General features: G+C 67.0%; 9 protein-coding genes. All 9 read right to left on the bottom strand.

Annotated features, from left to right (window positions below):
- Nucleotide 1 precedes the first annotated feature (1 nt).
- The 9 genes from kdpB to PVZ72_RS12345 all read right to left on the bottom strand — a co-directional run bounded on the left by kdpB (nt 2) and on the right by PVZ72_RS12345 (nt 10,411).
- Nucleotides 2-2,032, bottom strand: coding sequence for a potassium-transporting ATPase subunit KdpB (kdpB, locus tag PVZ72_RS12385; protein ID WP_273862043.1), 2,031 nt, complete (start codon nt 2,030-2,032; stop codon nt 2-4).
- Between the two features lies 1 nt (nt 2,033).
- On the bottom strand, nt 2,034-3,731 hold the full coding sequence (kdpA, locus tag PVZ72_RS12380) for a potassium-transporting ATPase subunit KdpA (RefSeq protein WP_273862042.1): 1,698 nt from the start codon (nt 3,729-3,731) through the stop codon (nt 2,034-2,036).
- A gap of 9 nt (nt 3,732-3,740) precedes the next feature.
- Nucleotides 3,741-3,830 carry a potassium-transporting ATPase subunit F gene (locus PVZ72_RS12375; protein WP_017640468.1) on the bottom strand — a complete coding sequence of 30 codons (90 nt, stop codon included), beginning with the start codon at nt 3,828-3,830 and terminating at the stop codon, nt 3,741-3,743.
- Between the two features lie 142 nt (nt 3,831-3,972).
- Entirely contained in the window at nt 3,973-4,191 is a 219-nt protein-coding gene (locus PVZ72_RS12370; protein WP_158897040.1) for a hypothetical protein, read from the bottom strand.
- 280 nt (nt 4,192-4,471) lie between these two features.
- A complete protein-coding gene (locus PVZ72_RS12365) occupies nt 4,472-5,539 on the bottom strand; it encodes an endo-1,4-beta-xylanase (RefSeq protein WP_273862041.1) in 1,068 nt (355 codons plus the stop codon).
- A 43-nt stretch (nt 5,540-5,582) separates the two neighbouring features.
- On the bottom strand, nt 5,583-5,795 hold the full coding sequence (locus tag PVZ72_RS12360) for a hypothetical protein (RefSeq protein WP_082900463.1): 213 nt from the start codon (nt 5,793-5,795) through the stop codon (nt 5,583-5,585).
- A 220-nt stretch (nt 5,796-6,015) separates the two neighbouring features.
- Nucleotides 6,016-8,616: a bifunctional aconitate hydratase 2/2-methylisocitrate dehydratase gene (gene acnB / locus PVZ72_RS12355; RefSeq protein WP_187979386.1), complete on the bottom strand. Its 2,601-nt coding sequence runs from the start codon at nt 8,614-8,616 to the stop codon at nt 6,016-6,018.
- A 350-nt stretch (nt 8,617-8,966) separates the two neighbouring features.
- Nucleotides 8,967-9,698: an aspartate/glutamate racemase family protein gene (locus PVZ72_RS12350; RefSeq protein WP_187979385.1), complete on the bottom strand. Its 732-nt coding sequence runs from the start codon at nt 9,696-9,698 to the stop codon at nt 8,967-8,969.
- Nucleotides 9,699-9,706: 8 nt separating this feature from the next.
- Nucleotides 9,707-10,411 carry a GntR family transcriptional regulator gene (locus PVZ72_RS12345; protein WP_187979384.1) on the bottom strand — a complete coding sequence of 235 codons (705 nt, stop codon included), beginning with the start codon at nt 10,409-10,411 and terminating at the stop codon, nt 9,707-9,709.
- Nucleotides 10,412-10,613 lie beyond the last annotated feature (202 nt).

The raw sequence follows: 10,613 nt of genomic DNA, 5'->3' as shown, positions 1-10,613 counted from the left end.
CTCAGACCAGACCCAGGGCGCCGAGCGCCAGGTCGATAGCTTTGATGCCGACGAAGGGCACGACGATGCCGCCCAGGCCATAGATCAGCAGGTTGCGGCGCAACAGGGCGGCGGCGCTGGCGGCCTTGACCCGCACCCCGCGCAGCGCCAGGGGAATCAGCGCGACGATGATCAAGGCGTTGAACACGATGGCCGAGAGGATGGCGCTCTGCGGGCTGGCCAGGTGCATCACGTTGAGCACGTTCAGCTGCGGATAGATGCCGGCGAACAGCGCGGGCAGGATGGCGAAGTACTTGGCCACGTCGTTGGCCACCGAGAAGGTGGTCAGGGCGCCGCGGGTCACCAGCAGTTCCTTGCCCACCTGCACCACGTCGAGCAGCTTGGTGGGGTCCGAATCCAGATCCACCAAGTTGGCGGCCTCGCGGGCGGCCTGGGTGCCGTCGTTCATCGCCATGCCCACATCGGCCTGGGCCAGGGCCGGGGCGTCGTTGGCGCCGTCGCCGCACATGGCCACCAGCTTGCCCTCGGCCTGTTCGCTGCGGATGCGCTCCAGCTTCTTCTCCGGGGTGGCTTCGGCGATGACATCGTCCACCCCGGCCTCGGCGGCGATGGCGGTGGCGGTCAGGGGATTGTCGCCGGTCACCATCACGGTGCGGATGCCCAGGGTGCGCAACTCGGCGAAGCGCTCGCGGATGCCCGGCTTGACCACGTCCTTGAGGTGGATGGCGCCCAGCAGCCGGCCTTCGCCGCAGACCAGCAGCGGGGTGCCGCCGCTCTTGGCGATGGTCTCGATCTCCCGGGCCAGCACCTCCGGCAGGTCGGCGCGGGTCTGGCCGAGAAACATCAGCACGGCGTCCACCGCACCCTTGCGATACGCGCGGCCCTGCCAGTCGATACCTGACAGGCGCGTCTCGGCGCTGAAGGGAATGGCCGCGACCTGGGCCCGCGGCGGCTCTTCCAGCGGGTGCAGGTTGCGCAGGTATTCCACCACCGAACGGCCTTCCGGGGTCTCGTCGGCCAGCGAGGCATAGAGGGCGCCCTCGGCCAGGGCCTTGGGGGTAATGCCCTGGGCCGCGTACAGGGCGCTGCAGCGGCGGTTGCCGAAGGTGATGGTCCCGGTCTTGTCCAGCAGCAGGGTATGGACGTCACCGGCGGCTTCCACGGCGCGCCCCGAGGTGGCGATCACGTTCAGCCGCACCAGGCGATCCATGCCGGCGATGCCAATGGCCGAGAGCAGGCCGCCGATGGTGGTGGGGATCAGGGTTACCAGCAGCGCCACCAGGAACAGCAGCGGCAGCTCGCCACCGGCCAGGGCGGCGAAGGGCTGCAGGGTCACCACCACCAGCAGGAAGATCAGCGTCAGGCCGATCAGCAGGATGTCCAGGGCGACCTCGTTGGGGGTCTTCTGGCGCTTGGCGCCTTCCACCAGGGCGATCATGCGGTCCAGGGTCGATTCGCCGGGGTTGGCGGTGATGCGCACCCGGATCCAGTCCGACACCACCCGGGTGTTGCCGGTGACCGCCGAGCGATCGCCGCCGGATTCGCGGATCACCGGGGCCGATTCCCCGGTGATGGCCGCTTCGTTGACCGCGGCCACGCCTTCGATGATCTCGCCGTCACCGGGGATCAGCTCGCCGGCTTCCACCTGCACGATCTGGCCCTTGCGCAACGAGCTGGCCGGCACCATGCGCTGCTCGCCGTTTTCCTCCAGGCGCGCGGCGAGGTTCTGGCCGATGCCCTTGAGGCTGTCGGCGCGCGCCTTGCCACGCCCCTCGGCGAGGGCTTCGGCGAAGTTGGCGAACAGCAGGGTGAACCACAGCCAGAGGGTGATCTGCACCGCCACCCCGGTGCTCACGCCATTGTTGGGCGCCAGGCACAGCAGGGTGGAGAACAGCGCGGTGATCTCCACCACGAACATCACCGGCGAGCGGATCTGCTGGCGCGGGTCGAGCTTGACGAAGGCCTGCCGCAGCGCCTGGCGCCACAGGGTGCCAGGGGTAGGAGTGGGCAGGGTGTGGGTCTGGGCATCCATTTCAACGGACTCCGAACAGTTGCAGATGGTCGGCGATCGGCCCCAGGGCGAGCGTCGGCAGGAAGGTCAGGCCACCCACCAGCAGCAGGGTGATCACCAGCAGGGTGACGAACAGCGGCCCGTGGGTGGGAAAGCTGTTGGGGCCGAGCGGCACGGGGCGCTTGGCCGCCAGGCTGCCGGCGATGGCCAGGACCGGCAGGATGTAGCCGAAGCGACCGATCAGCAGGGCCAGGCTCAGCATCAGGTTGTGGAAGGGCGTATTGGCACCGAAGCCGCCAAAGGCCGAGCCGTTGTTGGCCGTGGCCGAGGTATAGGCATAGAGCAGCTGGCTGAAGCCATGGGGACCCGTGGCGGCGATCCCGGCGACGCCGGCCGGGACGCTGGCGGCGATGGCGCCCAGCACCAGGACGCCCAGCGGCATCACCAGCAGAGTCGCCACCAGCAGCCGCACCTCGGGGGCTTCCAGCTTCTTGCCCAGGTATTCCGGGGTGCGGCCCACCATCAGGCCGGCGATGAAGACGGCGATCAGCACATTGAGCAGCATGCCGTAGAGACCGGCGCCGACGCCGCCGAAGATCACCTCGCCAAGCATCATGTTGAACAGCGCGATCAGGCCGGTCAGCGGCGCCAGGCTGTCATGCATGGAGTTCACCGAACCGTTCGAGGCGGCCGTGGTGACCGTCGCCCAGAGCGCTGACGCAGTACCGCCGAAGCGCGTCTCCAGGCCTTCCAGGGACGCCCCCTGGGTGATCGCCAGGCCGGCCAAGGCGGGGTTGGCGTGGTTCTGGGCAACGATGGCGACAGTGCCTCCAACCACCAGCAGGCCGAACATGGCAGCGAAGATCGCCCAGCTCTGCCGCCGATCCTTGACGTAGTAACCGAAGCTGAACACCAGGGCCGCCGGAATCATGAGGATGGCCGACAGCTCCAGCAGATCGCTCAGCGCCGTGGGGTTCTCGAACGGATGCGCGGAGTTGACGCCAAAGAAGCCGCCCCCGTTGGTGCCCAGCTGCTTGATGGCGATCTGGCTGGCGGCCGGGCCCAGCGGCAGGGTCTGGGTCGCGCCCTGCAGGGTGGTGGCATCGACATAGCTCGCGAAGGTCTGGGGCACGCCCTGCCAGATCAGCAGCAGTGCCAGGGGCACGCACAGCGGCAGCAGCACATAGAAGGTGGCGCGGAACAGGTCGACCCAGAAGTTGCCGATCTCCTGGGCGCTGCGGCGGGTGATGCCGCGGGCCAGGGCGGCGAGCACGGCTACGCCCACTGCGGCGCTGACGAAATTCTGCACGCCCAGGCCGACCATCTGGCTGAAATAGCTCAGCGAGGCTTCGCCGCTGTAGGCCTGCCAGTTGGTGTTGGTGACGAAACTGATGGCGGTGTTCAGCGCCAGGGTCCATTCCAGCCCGGGCAGATGCTGCGGGTTCAACGGCAGACTGCCCTGCAGCACGAGGATGGCGAACAGCAGCCCGATGCCCAGCCCATTGAACAGCACCAGGGCGATGGCATAGGTGCGCCAGTCCTGGCCGCGGCCATCGGTGCCCACCACCCTGAGGGTCAGGCGCTCCAGGGGCCCGCCGACAAAGGTCAGCCAGGTTCGCTCGCCTTCCAGCGCGCGGTAGAAGTAGCGCCCCAGGAAGGGCGCGGGAAGAAAGGTCAGGGCCAGAAAGGCCAGGATCAGGAACGCGGCTTGGCTGTCCATGCCGCCTCCCTAGGACCGGCCGGCGCGTAGCAGCGCCGCCAGCAGATAGACGAACAGACCCAGTGCCAGGAGCAGGGCCAGAAGATTCCAGGGGGTCATCACGAGTTCTCCAGAGACGGCCGTTGCCGCGTAGAGAAATTGTCGGGAGGAGGGGCGTAAAGAAGCGAGGCGGGGAGTGGTGGCGGGGCGTAAAGAAAGCGTTAAATCGGCCCCGCCCGCCAGTGCGGGCGGGGCCTTGCGACTATTGCTTGGGCGCGGCCTGCTGTTCTTCCTTGGCCTTCTTGTTGGCCTCGTGGTGACCGATGGCGCAGCCCGCTGCGGCACCGGCAACGCCATGACCACCGGCAACGTGGCCCGCGGCGCCGCCGACCACGGCGCCCTTGACGCAACCGGCGGCGAAGGTGGCTTGGCTGGCGCCGAGCAGCAGAACAGACAGGGCAAGGGTAGGCAGGAGCTTCATGGTGGCGACCTCTCGTGGGTGCGAAGTAATGTCCTGTAACAATTGACCAGGCCGATCCGTATCAGTTCTCCGGCTCTCCCTCTCGGCCACCAGCGTGCCGTGGGCGCCACCAATCACCGGCAGCGTCAGAGGGCCATCGATATCGCGGCCATGGGCCGCTCCTACCGCCTCAGGTATGACTGTAGGAGCGGTCCAAGGCCGCGATCCAGGTGCCAGCCGCAACAAGGCTCGGCCTGGGCGAGAGTTGAGAGGCTGCGTCAGAGCCGTTGGCAAGGCGTGCTCACTGATGCGGTCGCAGGTGCAGCACCGCCCAATAGGCCGGCTTTGGCCGCTGCTGGCGATCGAACAGCAGCGGCTGATCGTCCCCGGGCGTCCCGGGCTGGTGGTTCAGCCAGCTGTGATCATCGGCCACGCCCCACCAGGTCACCGCGGTGACCTCGGGATGGGCCAGCACCAGGGCCATGAGGTCGCGATAGCGCTCGGCCTGCAGGTTCAGGCGCTGCGCCAGTGGCTGCGGCGGCTGGTAGTCGTGATGCTGGTAGAGACTCATGTCCAGCTCGGTGATCTGATTTTCCAGTCCGAGGCGGGCGAAGGTGGTGAGCGACTGGTCGATGGCCGCCAGGGATGGCCAGTAGAGACTGATATGGGTCTGGTGGCCGATGCCCTGCACCGGCACGCCCTCGGCCAGCAGGCCCTTCACCACCCGCGCCAGGCAGTCGCGCTTGGCCGGTTCCTGGGTGTTGAAGTCGTTGATGAACAGGCGTGCCTTGGGATCGGCGGCATGGGCGGCGCGAAAGGCCACGGCGAGATAGTCAGGACCGACCACCTGCATCCAGCGATCGTCGCGCAGGCAACTGGACTGATTGGGGTCTATGGCCTCGTTGACCACATCCCAGGCATAGACCCGCCCGCGGTAATGGCCGACTACCGTGGCGATATGCTGCTTCAGGCGCTGCAGCACCTGCTCGCGCGTGGCCGGCTGGCCATCGGCAGCCTGCCAGAACCAGTCCGGGGTGTGGCTGCCCCAGAGCAGGGTATGACCCCGCACCGCCAAGCCGTGCTGTTTAGCGAAGGCGACGAGGGCATCGGCCGGTCCGAAGACATAGCGGTCTTCCTGGGGATGAATGCGCAGGGGCTTCATGGCATTTTCCGCCACCAGACTGCTGAATTGCCGGGCCAGCAGCACCCCGTCGGCGTCCGCGAGTTGTTCGGGCTCGACCGCCGCGCCGATTTTCAGCCGGGCGCCATAGGCCGTGGCCAGGGCGCGCGTGGCAGTCGGCTCCGCGGCCAGGGCAGCGGCATTCCAGAGACCCAGCGACAACAGCAGCGCAAGCAGTGGACGCGGCATCCGGATGATCCTCCAGCAGTCGGTCGTGATGGCGGACGGCCAATCAGCCGTGAGCGTGCTGCGCGTCTTCCTTGGCCTTCGCCGCCAGGTGGTGGCCGATGGCACAACCGGCTACGGCGCCGGCGATGGCATGGTGACCGGCGACATGCCCGGCCATTCCGCCGACCACTGCACCCTTGATGCAACCCGCCGCCAGGCTCGCTTGGCTGAGGCCCAGCAGGGAGACCGACAGGATGACGACCGCAAGACGTTTCATGGGCAGACCTCGGCATAAGGGAACCCGGAGCCTAGAACGTCCGGGTTAAGTGCCGCTTAAGGCTTTCGTAGCGTGGAAAACGGCGCAGCCTGTTTTACCGACAGCCACCAAGGCCGTTCCCGGCTTGCTCCGTGGACAGGCTTCGCCTTGTCCACCCCACGGCGAACCCCCCATAAAAAAACCGCCCCGAGGGGCGGTTTTTCAGTACCGAACGCTAGCGTCAGACTTCGACGGCGGCGATACGGGCTTTCTCGGCGCTTTCACGGAATTCGGCGATCTGGTCGAAGCTCAGGTAGCGGTAGACGTCCGCGGCCATGCTGTCGATGCTCTTCGCGTATTCCATGTATTCCTCGACGCTGGGCAGCTTGCCCAGGATCGAGGCCACCGCGGCCAGTTCCGCCGACGCCAGGTAGACGTTGGCACCGTCGCCCAGGCGGTTGGGGAAGTTACGGGTGGAGGTGGACACCACGGTGGCGTTGGCGGCCACGCGGGCCTGGTTGCCCATGCACAGCGAGCAACCCGGCATTTCCATGCGCGCGCCGGCCTTGCCGTAGATGCCGTAGTAGCCTTCCTCGGTCAACTGGTGCTGGTCCATCTTGGTCGGCGGCGACAACCACAGACGGGTCGGGATCGAACCCTTGACCTTGTCCAGCAGCTTGCCGGCGGCGCGGAAGTGACCGATGTTGGTCATGCAGGAACCGATGAACACCTCATCGATCTTGTCGCCGGCCACCTGGGACAGCAGGCGGGCGTCGTCCGGATCGTTCGGGGCGCACAGCACCGGCTCGTTGACCTCGGCCAGGTCGATCTCGATGACTTCGCTGTATTCGGCGTCGGCATCGGCGGCGAGCAGTTCCGGGTTGGCGATCCAGGCTTCCATGGCGCGCGCACGGCGCTCCAGGGTGCGGGGATCACCGTAGCCTTCCTCGATCATCCAGCGCAGCAGGGTGATGTTGGACTGCAGGTACTCGGTGATGGACTCGGGCGACAGCTTGATGGTGCAACCGGCGGCGGAACGCTCGGCGGAGGCATCGGACAGCTCGAACGCCTGCTCCACGGTCAGGTCTTCCAGGCCTTCGATTTCGAGGATGCGGCCGGAGAAGATGTTCTTCTTGCCCTTCTTCTCGACGGTCAGCAGGCCCTTCTGGATGGCGTAGTAGGGAATGGCATGCACCAGGTCACGCAGGGTGATCCCGGGCTGCATCTTGCCCTTGAAGCGCACCAGTACCGACTCCGGCATGTCCAGCGGCATGACGCCGGTGGCAGCGGCGAAGGCCACCAGGCCGGAACCGGCCGGGAAGGAGATGCCGATCGGGAAGCGAGTGTGGGAATCGCCACCGGTGCCGACGGTGTCGGGCAGCAGCATGCGGTTCAGCCAGCTGTGGATGATGCCGTCGCCCGGACGCAGGGAGACACCGCCACGGGTGCGGATGAAGTCCGGCAGGGTGTGGTGGGTCTTGACGTCGATGGGCTTAGGATAGGCCGCGGTGTGGCAGAAGGACTGCATCACCAGGTCGGCGGAGAAGCCCAGGCAGGCCAGGTCCTTCAGCTCGTCGCGGGTCATCGGGCCGGTGGTGTCCTGGGAGCCGACGGTGGTCATCTTCGGCTCGCAGTAGGTGCCGGGGCGTACGCCCTCGACGCCGCAGGCCTTGCCGACCATCTTCTGCGCCAGGGTGTAGCCCTTGCTGCTCTCGGCCGGCTGGTCCGGCTTGTTGAACAGGTCGGTCGGACCCATGCCCAGTTCGGCGCGTGCCTTCTCGGTCAGGCCGCGGCCGACGATCAGCGGGATACGGCCGCCGGCGCGGACTTCGTCCAGCAGCACGGGGGTCTTGAGTTCGAAGGTGGCGAGCACCTCGTCGCTGCCATGGCGGGTGACCTTGCCGGCCTTGGGATAGACGTCGATGACGTCGCCCATTTCCAGCTCCGACACGTCGAATTCAATCGGCAGGGCGCCGGCGTCTTCCATGGTGTTGTAGAAGATCGGGGCGATCTTGGAGCCGAAGCAGAAACCGCCAGCGCGCTTGTTCGGCACGTAGGGGATGTCGTCGCCGAAGAACCACAGCACCGAGTTGGTGGCGGACTTGCGGGAAGAACCAGTACCGACCACATCACCGACGTAGGCGACCGGGAAGCCCTTGGCGCGCACTTCCTCGATCTGCTTCAGCGGACCGATGCTGCCTTGCTGCTCGGGCACGATGCCGTCGCGCGCCATCTTCAGCATGGCCAGGGCGTGCAGCGGGATGTCCGGACGCGACCAGGCGTCAGGGGCGGGAGAGAGGTCGTCGGTGTTGGTTTCGCCCGGCACCTTGAACACGGTCAGGGTGTACTTCTCGGCGATTTCCGGACGCTTCTTGTACCACTCGCCTTCGGCCCAGGACTGCAGGACGGCCTTGGCGTGGGCGTTGCCACCCTTGGCTTTCTCGGCCACGTCGTGGAAGGCATCGAACATCAGCAGGGTGTGCTTGAGCTGTTCGGCGGCCACGGCGCCCAGTTCGGCGTCGTCCAGCAGCTCGACCAGGGTGGCGATGTTGTAGCCGCCCTGCATGGTGCCCAGCAATTCGGTGGCGCGCTGGCGGGAGATCAGCGGGGACTGGGTTTCGCCCTTGGCGACCGCGGAGAGGAAACCGGCCTTCACGTAGGCGGCTTCGTCGACGCCCGGCGGTACGCGGTTGGTAATGAGGTCGACGAGAAATTCTTCTTCGCCGGCCGGGGGATTCTTCAGCAGTTCGACCAGACCGGCCGTTTGCTCGGCGTTCAGCGGCTGGGGCACGATGCCCTGGGCGGCACGCTCTTCTACGTGGTTACGATAGGCTTCAAGCACAGGTTGACCCTCATCAGTGGTCCAATATTGCGTCCGGGGGCTGGCGCCCCGGAATGTATCCGGCAGGGTATGACGGGGGAGGCTGCGGGCAGGACCGCCGTCGCGCCGGACGCATTCCGCCGGAAGCTGTTTTCAAAGTTTTACGCCGGCTGCTGAAGAGCTGATCGGCGGCAGGGCGGTTGATGAGGCCGCCGCTGCCGGATCACCGGATACTTTGCTCGTGACGCTTTGAAAACAGCTTCGTATCGGACATTGCGCCTATAAGGCTGCCTAATTCTACGCCAAGCCTCGGGCGAAGTTAAGCGCTGCGTTGTCGCATCTGCTCCCGGTCGTTGGACCCCGGCGGCAGGCTAGCGGCCCAGATGGGCGAAGCGTCCACTGAAGGGCTTGGCGATGGGGTAGGCCAGGTCGCCATGCTTGCTGGTGCCCAGCCCCAGGTCCACCAGGGACTCGGCCAGCTTGACCGCGGCGCTGACGCCTTCGATCACCGGGATGCCGATGGCTTCGCTCAGGGCCTCGCGCAGATCGGCCATGCCGCCGCAGCCGAGCACGATGGCGCCGGCACCTTCCTCGTCGCGGGCACGGCGACCCTCGGCGGCGATCAGTTCGATCAGGCTGTCGTCGGCGGCTTCCAGGGCCAGTACCGGCAGGTCGATACAGCGTACCGAGGTGCACAGTTCGGCGAAGCCGTACCGCTGCAGCAGGTGCTCGGCGATGATGCGGGTGCGGGTGAGGGTGGTCACCACGGCGAAACGGGTGGCCAGCAGACTGGCCAGATGGAAGCCGGCCTCGGCGATGCCCAGCACCGGCCCCCTGGCCATTTCCCGCGCGGCGAGCAGGCCCGGATCGCCAAAGCAGGCGATGACATGGGCCGCGCAGCCCGCCTCGACGCCCTTGCGCATCTCTTCGATCACGCCGACCGCGGCCACGGCCTCGTCGTAGTGACTCTCGATGGACACGGGGCCGGCTTCGGGATTGCTGGCGAGGATGGTGGTGCCCGGACGGGCGATGGCCTGGGCCGCGCGACCGATCTTGGCGGTCATGCTGGCACTGGTATTGGGATTGATGACCTGGATCTGCATGAGGGGCCTCAACTGCGTTTGAAGATGCTGCGGAAATCGGGCTCGGCGGCCGTGGGCCGGTCGATCCGGAGGGATTCGCGGATCAGGCGCAGGTGGCGCGCCATCCAGTCGCTGGCGGCCGCACCCTCGCCCCGGGCGAGCAGGTCCAGCAGGTCTTCGTGCTGGCCGCAATCGCAGCCCAGGCTGTGCCGCGAGCCGTAGATGGCGATCAGTAGCGAAGAGCGGCTGGCCAATTGGGCGACCTGTTCGGTCAGCACCTGATTGTCGGCCAGCGCGGCGAGTTCGACGTGAAAGCGCGCGGACAGCTGGATCGCCAGGCTGTGGCGCCCGCCGTGCTGGGCCTCGTGCTCCTCAAGGCAGAGCTGGCGCAGGGACGCCAGCTGCGCGCTGTCGACCCGGGCGGCCACCAGGGGCATCAGCGCCGGCTCGATCAGCTGGCGCGCGGCGAGGATGTCCTGGGCTTCCTTGGCGCGGGGCTGGGCGACCTGGGCGCCGCGATTGGCGCGCAGGGTCACCAGGCGTTCCAGCGCCAGTCGCTGCAGCACCTTGCGGATGCCCGTGCGGCTGATGCCGAAGGTCTCCGCCAGGGTGTCTTCCGGCAGCCGGGTACCCGGCGCCAGGCGATGCTCGACGATGGCCTCGAGGATGTCCTGGTAGATCCGCTCGTCCCGGGGAGAGGCGGCAACGGCGAGTGACGCGGGTACTGCACTCATGGGCTGACTCCGGCGATTTGCCTGAATTGTATACAAAGTCTGGGGCGCTGACGATGCGCGAATGCGTCGGGATCTGTGCGCCAAGGTAGCGCCTCATTGCCACCTAACGCCCCAGGGGAGTGCATCCCCGGTAACGCTCCGGCGTCTGACTTAGAGCCTCCTTTCCTGGAAATTTCCTATGGAGCCAGCGAGTTAAGACCAT

This window comes from Pseudomonas sp. LA5 (assembly GCF_028640825.1).
GTDB classification, from domain to species: domain Bacteria; phylum Pseudomonadota; class Gammaproteobacteria; order Pseudomonadales; family Pseudomonadaceae; genus Chryseomonas; species Chryseomonas aestiva.
Note: the sequence above shows the minus strand (reverse complement) of the source record. Positions and strands in the feature narration are given on the sequence as shown.

Coding starts and splice junctions, on each gene's coding strand:
- PVZ72_RS12350 (WP_187979385.1), bottom strand. CDS start 9,698: ATGCAGATCCAGGTCATCAATCCCAATACCAGTGCCAGCATGACCGCC.
- PVZ72_RS12375 (WP_017640468.1), bottom strand. CDS start 3,830: ATGACCCCCTGGAATCTTCTGGCCCTGCTCCTGGCACTGGGTCTGTTC.
- PVZ72_RS12370 (WP_158897040.1), bottom strand. CDS start 4,191: ATGAAGCTCCTGCCTACCCTTGCCCTGTCTGTTCTGCTGCTCGGCGCC.
- kdpB (WP_273862043.1), bottom strand. CDS start 2,032: ATGGATGCCCAGACCCACACCCTGCCCACTCCTACCCCTGGCACCCTG.
- PVZ72_RS12365 (WP_273862041.1), bottom strand. CDS start 5,539: ATGCCGCGTCCACTGCTTGCGCTGCTGTTGTCGCTGGGTCTCTGGAAT.
- PVZ72_RS12345 (WP_187979384.1), bottom strand. CDS start 10,411: ATGAGTGCAGTACCCGCGTCACTCGCCGTTGCCGCCTCTCCCCGGGAC.
- kdpA (WP_273862042.1), bottom strand. CDS start 3,731: ATGGACAGCCAAGCCGCGTTCCTGATCCTGGCCTTTCTGGCCCTGACC.
- PVZ72_RS12360 (WP_082900463.1), bottom strand. CDS start 5,795: ATGAAACGTCTTGCGGTCGTCATCCTGTCGGTCTCCCTGCTGGGCCTC.